Annotated in this window: 15 protein-coding genes and 2 other annotated features; of the genes, 3 read left to right on the forward strand and 12 right to left on the reverse strand. The window is 40.0% G+C overall.

The genetic code is table 11. The annotated features are described in order from the left end of the window. Window positions 1-72: 72 nt before the first annotated feature. A complete protein-coding gene (locus ACLIJJ_RS01055; RefSeq protein WP_237941524.1) occupies window positions 73-513 on the reverse strand; it encodes an Lrp/AsnC family transcriptional regulator in 441 nt (146 codons plus the stop codon). A gap of 167 nt (window positions 514-680) precedes the next feature. On the opposite strand from ACLIJJ_RS01055, the gene ACLIJJ_RS01060 reads away from it, so the two are divergent. Next, window positions 681-1,445, forward strand: coding sequence for an SDR family oxidoreductase (locus ACLIJJ_RS01060; protein ID WP_233313670.1), 765 nt, complete (start codon window positions 681-683; stop codon window positions 1,443-1,445). A gap of 140 nt (window positions 1,446-1,585) precedes the next feature. Then, window positions 1,586-2,299: a DUF554 domain-containing protein gene (locus tag ACLIJJ_RS01065; protein ID WP_233313669.1), complete on the forward strand. Its 714-nt coding sequence runs from the start codon at window positions 1,586-1,588 to the stop codon at window positions 2,297-2,299. Between the two features lie 67 nt (window positions 2,300-2,366). Here the strand turns inward: ACLIJJ_RS01065 and trpA are convergent, their stop codons facing one another. The 8 genes from trpA to ACLIJJ_RS01105 all read right to left on the reverse strand — a co-directional run bounded on the left by trpA (window position 2,367) and on the right by ACLIJJ_RS01105 (window position 10,089). Next, window positions 2,367-3,146 (reverse strand): tryptophan synthase subunit alpha, encoded by a 780-nt coding sequence (trpA, locus tag ACLIJJ_RS01070; protein WP_233313668.1) that lies wholly within the window; start codon window positions 3,144-3,146, stop codon window positions 2,367-2,369. Between the two features lies 1 nt (window position 3,147). After that, entirely contained in the window at window positions 3,148-4,350 is a 1,203-nt protein-coding gene (gene trpB / locus ACLIJJ_RS01075) for a tryptophan synthase subunit beta (RefSeq protein ID WP_233313667.1), read from the reverse strand. 14 nt (window positions 4,351-4,364) lie between these two features. Next, on the reverse strand, window positions 4,365-4,979 hold the full coding sequence (locus ACLIJJ_RS01080; RefSeq protein ID WP_233313666.1) for a phosphoribosylanthranilate isomerase: 615 nt from the start codon (window positions 4,977-4,979) through the stop codon (window positions 4,365-4,367). 14 nt (window positions 4,980-4,993) lie between these two features. Then, complete coding sequence (trpC, locus tag ACLIJJ_RS01085; RefSeq protein WP_233313665.1) at window positions 4,994-5,770, reverse strand: indole-3-glycerol phosphate synthase TrpC; 777 nt, start codon at window positions 5,768-5,770, stop codon at window positions 4,994-4,996. 1 nt (window position 5,771) lies between these two features. Further along, on the reverse strand, window positions 5,772-6,794 hold the full coding sequence (gene trpD, locus ACLIJJ_RS01090; RefSeq protein ID WP_411410456.1) for an anthranilate phosphoribosyltransferase: 1,023 nt from the start codon (window positions 6,792-6,794) through the stop codon (window positions 5,772-5,774). Continuing rightward, entirely contained in the window at window positions 6,791-7,381 is a 591-nt protein-coding gene (locus ACLIJJ_RS01095) for an anthranilate synthase component II (protein WP_237941527.1), read from the reverse strand. Before ACLIJJ_RS01095 ends, trpD begins: the two co-directional genes overlap by 4 nt. After that, window positions 7,378-8,769: an anthranilate synthase component I gene (gene trpE, locus ACLIJJ_RS01100; protein WP_411410457.1), complete on the reverse strand. Its 1,392-nt coding sequence runs from the start codon at window positions 8,767-8,769 to the stop codon at window positions 7,378-7,380. Before trpE ends, ACLIJJ_RS01095 begins: the two co-directional genes overlap by 4 nt. Window positions 8,770-8,848: 79 nt before the next feature. Continuing rightward, window positions 8,849-9,083: a binding site (T-box leader), on the reverse strand. Between the two features lie 45 nt (window positions 9,084-9,128). Next, window positions 9,129-9,391, reverse strand: a binding site (T-box leader). A gap of 59 nt (window positions 9,392-9,450) precedes the next feature. Beyond that, entirely contained in the window at window positions 9,451-10,089 is a 639-nt protein-coding gene (locus tag ACLIJJ_RS01105) for an MOSC domain-containing protein (RefSeq protein WP_411410458.1), read from the reverse strand. A 167-nt stretch (window positions 10,090-10,256) separates the two neighbouring features. Between ACLIJJ_RS01105 and ACLIJJ_RS01110 the strand changes: the two genes are divergently transcribed. Continuing rightward, window positions 10,257-11,552, forward strand: coding sequence for an MFS transporter (locus ACLIJJ_RS01110; protein WP_267913275.1), 1,296 nt, complete (start codon window positions 10,257-10,259; stop codon window positions 11,550-11,552). Between the two features lie 83 nt (window positions 11,553-11,635). Here the strand turns inward: ACLIJJ_RS01110 and ACLIJJ_RS01115 are convergent, their stop codons facing one another. The 3 genes from ACLIJJ_RS01115 to ACLIJJ_RS01125 form a co-directional block, all read right to left on the reverse strand. Continuing rightward, entirely contained in the window at window positions 11,636-13,510 is a 1,875-nt protein-coding gene (locus ACLIJJ_RS01115) for a PTS fructose transporter subunit IIABC (RefSeq protein WP_233313660.1), read from the reverse strand. A 78-nt stretch (window positions 13,511-13,588) separates the two neighbouring features. Continuing rightward, on the reverse strand, window positions 13,589-14,494 hold the full coding sequence (pfkB, locus tag ACLIJJ_RS01120; RefSeq protein WP_233313659.1) for a 1-phosphofructokinase: 906 nt from the start codon (window positions 14,492-14,494) through the stop codon (window positions 13,589-13,591). After that, a complete protein-coding gene (locus ACLIJJ_RS01125; RefSeq protein WP_233313658.1) occupies window positions 14,491-15,243 on the reverse strand; it encodes a DeoR/GlpR family DNA-binding transcription regulator in 753 nt (250 codons plus the stop codon). The genes pfkB and ACLIJJ_RS01125 overlap by 4 nt, the downstream gene beginning before the upstream one ends. Window positions 15,244-15,327 lie beyond the last annotated feature (84 nt).

A 15,327-nucleotide genomic window follows, 5' to 3' on the forward strand; every position in this document is an offset into this window, starting at 1 on the left:
GAATGGTGTATTCACTATTAATTTAGTTTAATTCTTGGTTGCTGTCAAATAATTGTAACTGGGTGTAGAAAATCAAAAAGAGATCTTTTCCTCAAACTCACTTTTCATAACGATTATGGGTTGTGATAATCCAAATCTCATTAAAGAATCTAAAAATGAAGCAAGAGAATCAAGTGAATCGGTCCTTACTTTTAGTAAATAGTTGGCTTCCCCACTGACACGATATAAATCTACTACTTCAGGCGCCACTTCACAGTATGTTATAAAATCAGCGCACTTGCTCGTTTTAAACATGATGAACGTTAAGATATTTTTATTAATTTTAGAAGGTTCAAACTTTGCTTTATAACCAGCTATTACCCCTTGCTCTTCAAGCTTATTAATTCTTTCTTTGACAGCTGGCTGCGTCATGGATATAACTCTGCCGATTTCAGAGACAGGTATCCTTGCGTTTTCAAATAATAAATTCATAATTTTATAATCTGTTTCATCCAGTTTTACTGTATTTTTCATGGTTAGTTCCCCTTCTTTATTTTATAAAGTAATTACGGCAATATGTCTTTAAAATCACAAGCCAAATGAGTTTTCTTTTTATAATTATATATTTAGTTTTCTGATAATTCCAATAAAATATAAGTATGCTTTAAATAATAATTCACATTAATGGGGCGTGATTATATATGAAGAATTTACAAGACAAAATAGCTTTAGTAACAGGTGCCAGCCGTGGAATTGGCCGTGCAATCGCCAAAAGGTTAGCAGATGACGGGGCCATCGTTGCTGTTCATTATGGAAGCAATCAAAAGGCTGCTGATGCTACGGTTAAGGAAATTATCGCTGCAGGCGGTGATGCTTTCTCCATTCCAGCTGATTTACAGTCTTTGCACGGAGTAAAAAAACTGCTGCAGCAATTAGATGAAAAGCTGTTAGAAAAAACTAGCTCCGTCTCATTTGATATATTAGTAAATAATGCAGGTATTGGAACGCAAGGAACCATTGAAAATACAACAGAAGAAATCTTCGATGAAATCATAGATATTAATATTAAAGCACCTTTTTTCCTCATACAGAATGCCATACCAAGACTAAGAGAAAAGGGACGCATCATTAACATTTCATCTGCAGAAGTACGGATTGGTTTAACAGGGTCGATTGCCTATGGTTTGAGTAAAGGAGCGCTTAACACGATGACACTTCCATTAGCAAAACACCTTGGTGAACGTGATATAACAGTTAATACTATTATGCCTGGGTATACAAAGACAGATATCAATTCCAAGCTGCTGGATAATCCGGAGATTAAAAAGTTCGCCACTGAATCCTCCGTATTCCACCGCTTAGGTAAAGTGGAAGATATTGCAGACGTTGTTTCATTTCTTGCTTCCTCTGATAGCCGTTGGATAACTGGCCAAATTATAGATGCTTCTGGAGGATTTAGTCTATAATTCCCCCCTACCTCTAGTTAACTGTTTGTTATATCGGTATATCTATTCCGATTAACTAGTAAAACTTCGACTTTATTTATCGGAATTTTCCTCCTATAATCTATAGAGACACAACTAAATAGATAGATAGGATGAACATAATGATTTTACTGGGAGCAATAGTTAATGGAGTAGGTATCATGATTGGTGCACTACTTGGCAGTGTCCTTCGCCGTATACCTAACAATATGAAGGACGCTGTTATGAATATAATGGGTTTGTCTATTGTCGTATTAGGAATTCAAATGGCACTTAAAACGGCGAATTTTACGATTGTGATTTTGAGCCTTTCGTTAGGTGCAATTATTGGTGAATTATTAGCGATAGAAGATAAAATAAGCAAGCTTGGACAATGGATAGAAGCAAAGGTTGGTTCTGACAAGCAGGGAAGCATCTCACAAGGCTTTGTTACAGGTACGTTAATATTTGCAATTGGAGCAATGGGGATTATTGGAGCTCTCGACAGCGGGATTCGCGGCAATCATGATGTTTTATTTACAAAATCGATTATTGATTCATTTATCGCACTTATATTGACTTCCACTTTAGGAATCGGCGTTCTTTTTTCAGCTGTTCCTGTTATTATTTATGAAGGGCTAATTGCTGTTTTTGCAACCCAGATTGATCGTGTGATTCCGCAGCAATTAATGGATCAATTTATTTTGGAAATGTCAGCTACCGGCGGGGTTATGATTATGACGATTGGCTTAAATTTAATAGGGCTGACCAAATTTAAAGTGGCAAATCTTCTGCCTGGAATTCTCGTAGTTTTATTGCTTGTTTCCATTATGTATGGTTATAATATTTATTTTTAATCGCTTTTGAAATCAAACAGGCAGAAAGTATTTTCTGCCTGTTTTTCATATGGATGAATTTTGCTTCTTAAACAGAAACCCTCTTGCTGGCTGCTATTAAGCTTCTAATTCCTTCTAAATCATTTTTCTCAAATAACTCAATAATTTTGCTGCCGACAATAACGCCGTCACAATATTGCGTCATGTCTTTCACATGCTGTGGGGTGGAGATGCCAAAGCCTGCCAACACTGGAATAGGGCTGACTTCTTTCACTTTAAGCAGATGCTCTCCTAGCTGTTCTTGAAAGACTGTTCTTGCCCCAGTGATTCCTGTTACGGTGACTGCATATAAAAAGCCATTGCCTTTTTTGGCTATCTGTGCAATTCTATCTAATGAACTTGTTAATGTTACAAGTCGGATGATTTCGATGTGATGCTTGTCAGCAGCAGCTTGCACTAGGCCTTCTTCTTCAATTGGCATATCTGGCACGATTATGCCGTTAACGCCTGACTCTTCGCATGATTGAAAGAAATCCTCAATGCCATAGGCAATGATTGGATTTAAATACGTCATAAAAACAATCGGGATGGTTGTCGTTTCCCGGAAGGAAGTTAATGTTTGAAACACTTTCTTCAATGTTGTTCCTGCTTGAAGTGCCCGAATTCCGGCAGCTTGAATGATCGGTCCGTCTGCAACAGGGTCGGAAAACGGAATCCCAAGCTCGATTGCTGTTGCTCCGCTGCTTTCAAGAAATTTAATTTTTTCCTCTAATGTGTCTAGGCCGCCATCGCCTGCCATAATATATGGAACAAAGGCTTTGTCGCCATTCTTTTCAACTTGTGCAAAACGCTCTGCAATTGTCACCATCTTATTGATTCACTCCCATTCTGTCCATTACTGTATTAACATCTTTATCGCCTCTGCCAGATAAGCAAACGACTATCGCTTCCTCTTCGTTCATTTTAGGTGCATGCTTCAAGCAATAAGCAATTGCATGAGAGCTTTCTAATGCAGGAATAATTCCTTCTAGTCTGCACAGCAGCTGCAATGCTTCAAACGCTTCATCATCTGTGACCGATTCATAATTCACTCTGCCGATATCATTTAAATAGCTGTGTTCTGGTCCAACGCCAGGATAATCAAGTCCTGCCGAAATGCTGTGCGCTTCTTGAATTTGTCCATCCTCGTCCTGCAATAAATACATATAAGAACCGTGAAGCACTCCGGGTTTGCCTTTCGTTAAGGATGCAGCGTGTTTATCTGTATCTAGTCCGTGTCCTGATGCTTCTACACCATAAAGAGCAACATCTTCATCCTCAATAAATGGATAGAACATGCCCATCGCATTGCTGCCGCCGCCGATACATGCAATCACTGCTTCTGGGAGTCTTCCTTCCTTTTCCAAAAACTGTGCCTTCGTCTCTGTTCCGATGACGCTTTGGAAATCACGGACCATCATTGGAAATGGATGTGGTCCCATAACAGATCCAAGTATATAGTGGGTGTCCATTACATTAGTAACCCAATATCTTAGTGCCTCATTACATGCATCCTTCAATGTCGCACTTCCAGAGGTAACACTTTCGACCTTTGCTCCAAGAAGCTCCATCCGGAATACATTCAGTTTCTGTCTTCTAATATCCTCTTCGCCCATAAATATCGTACATTCTAAACCGAGCAGCGCACAGGCAGTAGCTGTTGCAACACCATGCTGGCCTGCTCCAGTTTCGGCAACGACCTTTGTTTTACCCATGCGTTTTGCCAAAAGCGCCTGGCCGATAGCATTATTGATTTTATGTGCTCCTGTGTGGTTCAAATCTTCTCTTTTTAAGTAAATTTTCGCTCCGTTTAAATGCTTTGTAAGTCTTTCAGCATAATAAAGGGGTGTTTCTCTGCCAACATAATCCTTCAGCAAATAATTTAATTCCTCTTGGAATGCCGGGTCTTTTTTTGCCTCGATATAAGCATTTTCCAATTCAACAACTGCTGTCATTAATGTTTCTGGAACATATCTTCCTCCATAAATACCGAAATGTCCTGTGCTGTCTGGATATGAATAGTTAACTGTCATGATTGTCGCTCCTCCTATTTGTTTACTGCTTGAAGTGCTTCCTGTAAAAATCCTTCAATCTTCTGCAAATCCTTTTTCCCATCTGTTTCTACACCGCTTGATACATCGAGCATAAAGGGATCGACCATTGTCTTTGCCTGGTTTACATTGTCTTTATGTAAGCCTCCTGCAAGAATGACTTTTTTGCCTTTAAAGTCATAGTTTTTGACGATATTCCAATCAAACGCTTTGCCATTTCCGCCAAAGTACCTCTCCCGCTCACTATCCAACAGGATATAATCAGACTGAAAATCCGCAATTATTTCCAAATCGCTTTCTTCCTTTATGCTGAACGCCTTTATTACTGGCAATTCAAAGGAAGATGCATATTCACTCGATTCATCTCCATGAAGCTGAATGACATTAATGCCTGAAATCCGGACAATTTCATCGATTCTTTCTCTTGTTTCATTGACGAACACCCCAACTTTCCAGATGTCATCAGGAAGCTTATCGATAATCGTTCTGGCTGTTTCCTGCTCGATTTTCCGTTTGCTGTCTGCAAAGACAAATCCGATAGCTTTCGCTCCATTTTGAACGGCGCAAAGTGCTTCTTCTTCTGCTCTTATCCCGCATATTTTGACATTCATACATGGTCACTTCCTTATATTTGGACTTTCATGCTTGCTAATGTTTCTTTTAGATTAGCAGCTTTCATAAAGGTTTCCCCGACTAGTATTGCATTTGCACCTGCAGCAACAACTCTGTCAATATCCTCCTGTGAGGCAATTCCGCTTTCGCTCACTAAGTATCTGCCAGATTCCTTAATAGTTGGCGCTAAACGTTCCGTAACTTCTAAGGAGACGTGGAATGTTTTTAAGTCTCTGTTATTAACACCGATCAGCTGACAGTCCGTTTGAAGGGCACGCTCAAGCTCCTCTTCATTATGAACCTCCATCAGCACCTCCAAGCCGCTTGCAACTGCATACTTGTAAAGGCGGTTCAGCTTCTCATCATCAAGGGCTGCTGCAATTAACAACACAAGACTTGCGCCCTTTGCTTTAGCAAAATCTATTTGAATTTCATCAATGATAAAGTCTTTGCATAAGACAGGGATAGGAACTGCAGAGCTGACACGCTCCAAGTCCTCATAGCTGCCTTTGAAGAACGGACCGTCTGTTAAAACAGACATACAATCAGCACCGTATTGCGCATATTTTAAGCCTTGCTCTTTTGGATCAACACCAATATTGATATCTCCTTTTGAAGGGGAAGCTCTTTTAAACTCAGCAATAATCGCAAGCTGATCCGTGTTTGCCAGTCTTTCCATAAATGATTTTCTCGCCATTGTAGGATTTTTTTGTATTACAGCTTTTTGCTGCTTAAGCTCCTCAACAACTGCTAGCTTTTTGGCGATGATTTTATCTAGAATGGTTTCCATTTTATATCCCTGCTTTCTCATATAATGAACTGTTCGTTACTAACTGTTCGAGTTTTGAAAGAGCTGCCCCACTGTCAATACTGTGTCTGGCAAGCTCAATTCCCTCTTCGATGCTCATTGCCTTTCCTGCAGCGAAAATACCTATTCCTGCGTTTAACAAAACAGTGTCTTTATATGCACCTTTTTCCCCGTTGAGCACTTTAAGCAAGATCTCTGCATTTTCCTTTGCGTCTCCGCCGCGGATTGCTTCATTGTTGTACACAGGCAGATTCACTTCCTCCGGTCGCAGAATTACCTTTCGAATCTTTCCTTCTTCTAAAATAACGAGTTCATTGTCTCCTTGCAGGGATGCTTCATCCATTCCGCCGGCCCCGTTAAGGACAACGGCTCTTTTCCGTCCTAATCTTTTCAAGCTTTCAGCAAAAACCTCTGTGTAATCTCTTCTGTATATGCCAAGCACCTGTGTTTCCAGCTCAATAGGATTCGTTAAAGGACCAATTAAGTTGAAAATTGTCGGAATGCCCAACTCTCTTCTCACTTTCATGATTCTGCCCATTTTCGGCTGTACATGCTGTGCAAATAAGAAGGTAATGCCGATATTTTTTAGCTGCTGTTCATTCTGCTCTGGTGTGACATTTAAATGGATGCCTAAATGCTCCAAAACATCTGCACTGCCAGTCTTGCTTGAAACACTTCTATTGCCATGCTTTGCAACTGGAATGCCTGCTCCTGCTAACACGAAAGCAGATGTGCTGCTGATGTTAAAGCTATGAGAGCCATCGCCACCTGTTCCGCAATTATCGATACAGCCACCTACATTTTCGAATTTTAATGTCTGTTCTCTGACTGCTCTAACTAAACCAACGATTTCGTTAACCGTTTCGCCTTTTAGCTTTAATGCCGTTATAAATGCTGCCAATTGACTGTCTGTAACGCTATCTGTAAAAAAGGTTCTCGAGACGTCAAGCATTTCCGCTTCTGTCAGTGATTCATGATTCATTAATCTTTGTAAATAACTCTTCATCTCAATACTCCCTTTCTTGTTTCTGTAATAAAGTTGGCAAGAAGCTGCTTGCCTGTGTCTGTTCCAACTGATTCTGGATGAAACTGAAATCCGTATACTGGGTAGTGCTTATGTTTAATTGCCATTATTTCTTGATCGTCATGAGATACTGCTAACACTTCAAAGTTTCTTGGCAATGTGTCTTTTTGTATAACAAGTGAATGATAACGCATCACTTCAATCGGGCTAATTAATCCGGCAAACAGCGGGTCATTATTTACATCTGCCAAATAAGAGGTTTTCCCATGCATAATATTTTCTGCTCTTACGACCTTAGCCCCAAAAGCTGAGCCAATCCCTTGATGACCGAGGCAAATTCCTAAAATCGGAAACTGTTGATGTAATTTCTGTATTACTTCAATCATAATGCCGGCATTTTCAGGGCGGCCTGGACCTGGAGAGAGTACAATACTAGCAGGGTTCAGCTTCTGTATATCCTCCACTGTCAGCTCATCATTGCGAACAACCTTCACTTCTTCGCCTAATTCTCCTAGATATTGATACAGGTTATACGTAAATGAATCATAATTATCGATTAATAAAATCATGATAGTCCCTCCAAAAACACCTTTAATTTATGGATTGTCTCTTCGTACTCTTTTTCAGGGACGGAGTCATATACGATGCCAGCACCTGCTTGTATATAGGCTTTATCATCCTTAATAATCATCGTCCTTATAGCCAGTGCAAAATCCATGTTGCCATTTTGGGAGAAATAGCCGACTGCCCCAGAATAAATTCCTCTTTTGACCCCTTCAAGCTCATTGATAATTTGCATTGCTCTAATCTTCGGGGCACCAGAAACTGTCCCTGCAGGCAAGCATGATATGAGTGCATCTACGCTTGACTGGTTATCCTTGATTTGGCCGCTCACCTCTGAAACGATATGCATCACATGCTTGTATTTTTCAACCTTCATATATTTCTCTACTTTAATGCTTCCGAAATGACTGACCTTGCCGACATCATTTCTTGCTAAGTCTACAAGCATTTTATGTTCAGCCAATTCCTTCTCGTCTTGCAGTAAATCTGCTTCAAGCTCTATATCCTCCTCCGGTGTAGCTCCTCTAGGTCTTGTTCCGGCGATTGGATTTGTAATAACTGTTCCATCGCTCGCCTTTATCAAACTTTCAGGTGAGCTGCCGACGATAGCATAATCAACAAAATCGAGATAGTACATATAAGGTGATTGATTTTTCACTCGCAGCTTTCTGTAATAAGAAAAGCTCGAACCTTTAATATCTGCTGACATCCGCTGAGAAGGTACGACTTGAAAGATGTCTCCTTCTGCAATATATTGCTTCGCCTTGTTTACTTTTTCTACAAATTCCTCTTTAGTGACAGTTGCTTTAAAAGCAGACAGCTGAACATCTTCTGTACTTTCTGTATACTGGGACTGAATTTTCTGCTTTCTTGTTTCGAGCCTGTTCTTCAACTGCTCTTCTGTCGTTTCGTCTGTTAAAGGAGATGCAACCAAATAAACTGTTTGTTCTAAATGGTCAAAAATTACGAAATCTTCAAAAAACATTAAATGCACGTCTGGCAGCTTTAGCTCATCCTTCGCCTCCGGACCAATATTTTCGTACTGCCTAATATTGTCGTAGCCGACATAGCCGACCGCTCCAGCATTTATCGGCAGTCCATATGGCAATTGAAGGTCTTGAACTGGAAGGAGTTTTTTGACAAGATCCAAGGCTTTTTCATCCACTGTTTCTACGCTGTCTTTTCGTTTCACTGTTGTAACTGGCCCATTGCCAATAAGTTCAAAAACAGGATCGCTGCCTATAATCGAAAACCGGCCTGATGCTTCATGCTTTAAGGAACTTTCTAACAGGAACTTTTTTTCTCCAGTTAATTTTTGATAAATACTGATTGGTGTGAGCGTATCGCCTTCCAATTTTTCGATAATCACCATTTGGCTGCCTGTCGTTTTCATTTCTTTACCTCCGTCTATGTGTCCTCTAAAAAATCCGATAAAAAAGTCCCCTATTATTACAGACATAAAAGCTGCAATAATAGAGGACGATTAGTTAAACCGCGGTACCACCTCAGTTAGAGTGAAAAACACTCTCTCTTTTCGAATACAAATAATATTCTATCCTGTTAACGGTGGAAACCGGCAAGCCCTACTAATTTGTTCAAACCCGCACTCTTAAGTCCATTCAGCTAACTGTTTGGATCGGTTTTCACCAAACCACCGACTCTCTTTACCAGACATATTAGCTTACTACTCTTAATCATTGATTTTAGTATGAAATTATTTTTTTGAACGCAAAAAGGGTCTCTCTCCTGTAAAAAAAGGACGAGAGACCCGTGGTGCCACCTTCATTAGCTTTGTTAAAAAGCTCACTCTAAGAAATCATGCACTCAAAGATTCTTTGGCGCATATTTCGGTCTCTTGTAACGATGAGACATTTCGCTAAAGCCTACCTCTTGAATATCAAGTTTCGGTTTAGAAGCTCAGAAGTCCATTCACTATTGTGTAACACTGATTCTCACCAACCATCAGCTCTCTTAAGTTCCAGTCAATAGTTACTACTCTTCGTCATCACTTAAATTTATGTTAAACCAATCATAAAATACGCCGATCTTTATGTCAAGGAATTTTACATAATTTTTATTTCTGCAGTGCTTTTTGGAAACGGTTCGTCCAGTCAGCGGCAAGATCTTCAAGCTGCAGCATCCGCTCTACTTCTTTTTTATTATTCCGGTCAAGGAGCATTACTTTCGTTGCATCCCATACAGAAATTTCCTCTTGTTTACGTTCAAGCAATATTAGAGGCGAAGACGATGAAACGGTTCCTTCTTTTAGAACCTTCAGAAAATAGCCTGTGTAGCATGTTTCTACTATCTGACCTAAAAATGTCGGAATGTCATTAAACTTGGATATCGTACTGCACGGAATTCTCCCTTGCGTGACTTGGATAACAGCATCGCCAACTGAAAAAACATCACCAATATATGTATTCTTTTCAAGCAGGCCTGTGCCGCAAATATTTTCCCCGAAAACTGGCGGTTTTAATACAGTGTTAAACTTTTTTTCCCAATTTTGATAATGCTCATATGAATAAAAGCATACAGCCCTGTCTCTGCCACCGTGAAATTCTTCGTTAGCAACACCATCGCCGTCAAAGCCGTCGAATGATAAAAAACATTCTTCTAAAACCGTTTTACCAATGGCAGTTGAGACATCTCTGCCGTTCCAATCATAATTCTTTGGCTTGCCCACACTTAAACAGATTATTTCTCCCTTCATCTTATCCTCCCAAGTGTTTTTTAATTATTATAACGCTAATCCTTTTATGCGAACAGAGCTTTACATAACTTGCATTCACAGTATTTCCTAAAAATCTCAAGTGTAAATAAAATCGTACAAGTACATATTATTAGTAGTCAGCACTATTTAAATCAAGGAGAATTTAAATGGATCACATAAATGAGGAAAAAGGCTTTTTCAGTTTTAGTGATGAACATAAAAAAAAGGATAAAGCAAACAAAGATACAGCTAATAAGGGTAAAGATGTAAAAGTTACAAAAATGTCTGTTTTGTCTATTTCTTCCATACCATTAGTAATGACGCTTGGAAATAGTATGCTGATACCAGTATTGCCAAATATCGAGAGTCAACTTGGCATCTCGTCTTTTCAGGTGAGCATGATTATTACTGTTTATAGTATTTTGGCGATATTGCTCATTCCTGTAGCCGGTTATTTATCCGACCATATCGGCAGAAAGAAAGTCATTATTCCAAGCCTAATCATTGCCGGAATTGGAGGAGCGATTTGCGGCTTTGCAGCATGGAAAATAGAGAACTCTTATTGGATTATTCTTGCAGGCAGGGCATTGCAAGGCATAGGAGCCGCAGGAGCATTCCCGATTGTATTGCCTCTTGTTGGTGACATGTTTAAAAAAGAAGAGGAAATAAGCAGCACATTAGGTGTGATTGAAACAGCCAATACTCTAGGTAAAGTGCTGAGCCCTGTGCTTGGTGCAATCATAGCCGGAATTGTCTGGTTTATGCCATTTTGGGCCATACCTGTATTTTGTCTCATTTCCATCCTTCTCATCATGATTTTTGTTAAAGTGCCTGGAGGTCCAAGTGAACCGCCGCCTTTCAGGGTGTTTATCCAACATACGAGAAAAGTAATGAAAAAAGACAAAAAATGGCTTTATGCTATTTTTTTAATTGGTGTTATCATCATGTTCGTCCTTTTTGCGGAACAGTTTTACCTATCAGACATACTTGAAAAAAAATATCATATAAAAAACATAAAAAAAGGGATGTACTTGGCGATTCCACTTGGAGCACTTTGTCTGACTTCATTCATTACAGGAAAGAAAATTAAAAAAGACCAAAATTTGATGAAGTGGATTACTTTCACAGGCATCGTGTTCATTATTATTGGGACAGTTGCCCTCAGCTTTAATGATAATTTATGGTATATCATCTCCGTACTAACTATTTCAGGAATTGGAATTGGCGCAAGTCTTCCCCCATTAGATGCCCTCATTACAGAAGGGATTGAAAAGGAAGAACGCGGCACCATCACAAGCCTGTACAGCTCGATGCGCTTTATTGGTGTCGCAGCAGGGCCTCCGATTATGGCATTGTTAAGCAAGGAAATGGAAAGTCTTCAATTTTATATTTTAGCAGGCGTTGCCTTAATCGCTGCACTTGCTGTGTTATTCCGAATAAAAGCAAAAGGAAATGCCCATTAAATCGGCACTTCTTTTGCTTTTAATATCGTTTTGCTACAAAAAAGGAACCTGCTAAAACTGCAGGTTCCTCCCTAAATTAATTATTATTTTTTCTCTGCGACTGGCTTCTTCAAAATACCTAGAAGGATTGCTCCTACAACAGCACCGATAATTACTGCCAACAAGTATAGCAGCCAGCTGCCATCCACAAGACCGAATACGAAAATACCGCCGTGTGGTGCTCGTAAACCGATGTTGAACAGCATTGATAATCCACCTGTGATTGCTGCACCGATTGCAACAGATGGGATTACACGCAGCGGATCAGCTGCTGCAAATGGAATTGCACCTTCTGTGATAAAGGAAAGACCCATAATGTAGTTCGTTGTACCAGCATCTTTTTCTTGCTTTGTAAACTTATTTTTGAAAATAGTTGATGCTAATGCAATTGCAAGCGGCGGAACCATTCCACCAGCCATTATTGCTGCCATCGGCTCATAAACACCGTTAGCAATTAGACCTGTTCCGAATACATATGCAGACTTATTGATAGGACCACCCATGTCAATAGCCATCATTGCACCAAGGATAATACCAAGCAGTACAGCGTTAGCTGTGCCTAGTCCTGATAACCAGTTTGTAATAGCCGTGTTTAGATCGCCAACTGGACCGATTACAACATAATGCATGATTAAACCTGTAATTAAAATACCAAGCAGTGGGAATAATAGAATTGTTTTAATACCTTCAAGAGATCTTGGCAATACTTCCAGTGCCTTCTTAATTCCGATAACTACATAACCTGCAAGGAAACCTGCGATCAAGCCGCCTAAGAAGCCTGCACCGCCATTTGCTGCCATAAGACCGGCAACCATACCTGGAGCGAAACCTGGACGGTCTGCGATGCTCATTGCGATAAAGCCTGCAAGAACTGGAACTAGCAAGGAGAATGCATTGTCTCCGCCGATTAGCTTCAAGACTGCTGCAAAAGCATTATAGCTTGGGTCGGTTTCAACTGATGAGTTATAGCCAAACATAAAGCTGATAGCGATTAAGATACCGCCGCCGACTACGAACGGAAGCATGTTAGAAACACCGTTCATTAAGTGTTTATAAATGCCCGCGCCGCCTTTTTTACTGCTTTCTTCTGCATCACTCGCAGCAGAACCGCCTTGATATACAGGAGCTTCTTGTTTTAATGCTTTATTGATAAGCTCTGCCGGTCGTCTGATACCGTCAGCAACTGGTGTTTCGATGACGTGCTTGCCTTTGAAGCGCTCCATTTGCACTTTAGTGTCTGCTGCAACAATTACAGCTGTAGCGTTTTCAATTTCTTCTGCAGTCAGGACATTTTTCGCACCGCCTGAGCCGTTTGTTTCAACCTTAATATCTACACCTAGCTCTGCTGCTTTTGATTTCAAAGAATCAGCTGCCATATACGTATGTGCAATTCCTGTTGGACATGCTGTAACAGCAACGATAAAGTTCTTTTTATCAGCAATGTTTTGCTCCTCTTGTTCCTCTTCCTCATCATAGCTGTCGATGATGTCCACTACATCTTGTTCTGTTGCAGCAGCAAGCAGCTTAGCTCTGACTTCTTCCTTCAATAGAATGGTAGAAAGTCTTGATAATGCTTCGAGATGGGTATTATTTGCACCATCTGGAGCGGCAATCATAAAGAATAAATGTGCCGGCTGACCATCTAAAGATTCATAATCCAGTCCACTTACAGAACGGCCAAATGCAATCGCTGGATTTTTAACAGCACTCGTTTTCGCATGAGGAATCGCGATTCCTTCACCGATACCTGTTGTGCTTTGCTCTTCTCTTTTTAAGATTGCTGCTTTATATTCTTCTTTATTTGCTAACTTTCCTGCTGTGTCTAATTTTGCCACCAATTGATCGATAGCTTCTATTTTTTGTGTTCCTTCTATATTTAAAAGGATAGTATCACGCGTCAGCAATTCTGTTATTCTCATCTGTAACGCTCCTTTTCGCTGATAATGTTAATTGAGCTTACAGCTTATGCATCCATCTGGATACACAAGCTGTAATCATTACTTCAGTATTACTTGCTCAAGCAAGCTTTCGACTTTCTCTTTCGTGCATAAACCGATAGAGAAGGCTGTAGCGCTGCCCGAAGCAATACTGTATCGGAATGATTCTTTTAAATCTTGTGTCTCATTGTATTTAGCAAGGAAACCGGCAACCATGCTGTCTCCTGCTCCGACTGAGCTTTTGACTTCGCCTTTTGGCACAGTGCTAATAATTGTTTCGTGCTGGTTAATCAATACTGCACCATCTCCGGCAAGGGAAACAATAACATTTTGTGCGCCAAGCTCTAGCAGTTTCTTCCCATATGGGATAACATCCTCTGCTGTTGTAATGGTTGTATTAAATAAATCTCCAAGCTCATGATGGTTCGGCTTGATTAAGAATGGATTATACGGAAGCACCTTCTTCAAAAGGTCTCCTTCTGCATCCACTACAAAAGATACATCGTTCTCAGAGCAGATTTTCACGAGCTCTTCATATGTGTTTGCTGGAAGTGTAGACGGTATGCTGCCTGCTAGCACTAACATATCTTCCGATGTCAGCTTGCTGATTTTTTCTTTCAGTTCTGCTAATTTCTCTTCAGAAATTGCCGGGCCTGCTGCATTCAATTCTGTTTCATCTGCAGCCTTCACCTTCACATTAATTCTCGTATCTTCTTCTACTTCCACAAAGTCAGTGTCAATCGCTTCTTGTTTAAGCTGATCTTTTATATAGCTGCCAGTGAATCCGCCGACAAAACCAAGTGCTTTGCTTTGTACACCCATCCTTTGCAGTACTTTGGAAACATTGATGCCTTTTCCTCCTGCAAACTTGCTCGTGCGCTCTGTTCTGTTCAATTCTCCTAAATTCACTTCGCTAAGTTCAATGATATAGTCAACAGATGGGTTCAATGTCAACGTATAAATCATGCTGTCACAACCTTTATACTAGTTTTTTTGCTGTACATCTCTAAAATCTCGCCATCATTACCGTTTGTAATGATAGATGCTTCATGGATGTCGGCAATCTTTGAAAAATACACTTCAGAAAATTTTGTGTCATCTGCTAGGAAAAACGCTTCTCTTGAAAGCTCAATCGCCTTGCTCTTAACCATTGCTTCCTCTTGATCAGGAGTAGTATATCCAAATTCAGGATGAATACCGTTTGTTCCCATGAAGCATTTATCAAAGCGGTACTGGTTTAAGCTTAATAGTGCACCTCTGCCTACAAGTGCGTTTGTTCTTTCCTTTACATATCCTCCGATTAGATAGGTTTGGATTCCTGAGGAAAGAAGTTCCTTCATATGCATCAGACCATTTGTCACCACGACTATTTTCTTTGTTTGCAAAAAAGGAATCATCTCCGTAACAGTGGAACCAGCATCCAAATAGATACTTTCGCCTTCTTCGACAAGATTTGCAGCATATGCTGCAATCATTTTCTTTTCTTGAAGGTTTTTGGCTGATTTTTCATCCATGCTCGGTTCGTTCATTTTTCCTTGCAGTCGTGCTGCGCCACCATGAACTCTTTTTAAAAATCCTTCTTGCTCTAATTGTGTCAAGTCTCTTCTGATTGTGCTTTCAGAAGTTTCCGTCGCGTCTACTAAATCCTGTATTTTAACAATGTTTTGTTGTTTTAATAATTGCAAAATCAGTGAATGTCTTTCTGGTGTTAACAACTGCCCACATCCTTTCTTTTAATGAACTGGGTTTGTTGTCGATAGACTAATAATACTGTAACCGATTTCAGATTTCAAGCATTT

This window comes from Niallia laureatilytica (assembly GCF_046613985.1).
GTDB lineage: Bacteria > Bacillota > Bacilli > Bacillales > Cytobacillaceae > Niallia.

Excerpts from the sequence above, each read along its gene's own strand:
- ACLIJJ_RS01055 (WP_237941524.1), bottom strand. The coding sequence starts at position 513 with ATGAAAAATACAGTAAAACTGGATGAAACAGATTATAAAATTATGAAT.
- ACLIJJ_RS01060 (WP_233313670.1), top strand. The coding sequence starts at position 681 with ATGAAGAATTTACAAGACAAAATAGCTTTAGTAACAGGTGCCAGCCGT.
- ACLIJJ_RS01065 (WP_233313669.1), top strand. The coding sequence starts at position 1,586 with ATGATTTTACTGGGAGCAATAGTTAATGGAGTAGGTATCATGATTGGT.
- trpA (WP_233313668.1), bottom strand. The coding sequence starts at position 3,146 with ATGGTGACAATTGCAGAGCGTTTTGCACAAGTTGAAAAGAATGGCGAC.
- trpB (WP_233313667.1), bottom strand. The coding sequence starts at position 4,350 with ATGACAGTTAACTATTCATATCCAGACAGCACAGGACATTTCGGTATT.
- ACLIJJ_RS01080 (WP_233313666.1), bottom strand. The coding sequence starts at position 4,979 with ATGAATGTCAAAATATGCGGGATAAGAGCAGAAGAAGAAGCACTTTGC.
- trpC (WP_233313665.1), bottom strand. The coding sequence starts at position 5,770 with ATGGAAACCATTCTAGATAAAATCATCGCCAAAAAGCTAGCAGTTGTT.
- trpD (WP_411410456.1), bottom strand. The coding sequence starts at position 6,794 with ATGAAGAGTTATTTACAAAGATTAATGAATCATGAATCACTGACAGAA.
- ACLIJJ_RS01095 (WP_237941527.1), bottom strand. The coding sequence starts at position 7,381 with ATGATTTTATTAATCGATAATTATGATTCATTTACGTATAACCTGTAT.
- trpE (WP_411410457.1), bottom strand. The coding sequence starts at position 8,769 with ATGAAAACGACAGGCAGCCAAATGGTGATTATCGAAAAATTGGAAGGC.
- ACLIJJ_RS01105 (WP_411410458.1), bottom strand. The coding sequence starts at position 10,089 with ATGAAGGGAGAAATAATCTGTTTAAGTGTGGGCAAGCCAAAGAATTAT.
- ACLIJJ_RS01110 (WP_267913275.1), top strand. The coding sequence starts at position 10,257 with ATGGATCACATAAATGAGGAAAAAGGCTTTTTCAGTTTTAGTGATGAA.
- ACLIJJ_RS01115 (WP_233313660.1), bottom strand. The coding sequence starts at position 13,510 with ATGAGAATAACAGAATTGCTGACGCGTGATACTATCCTTTTAAATATA.
- pfkB (WP_233313659.1), bottom strand. The coding sequence starts at position 14,494 with ATGATTTATACGTTGACATTGAACCCATCTGTTGACTATATCATTGAA.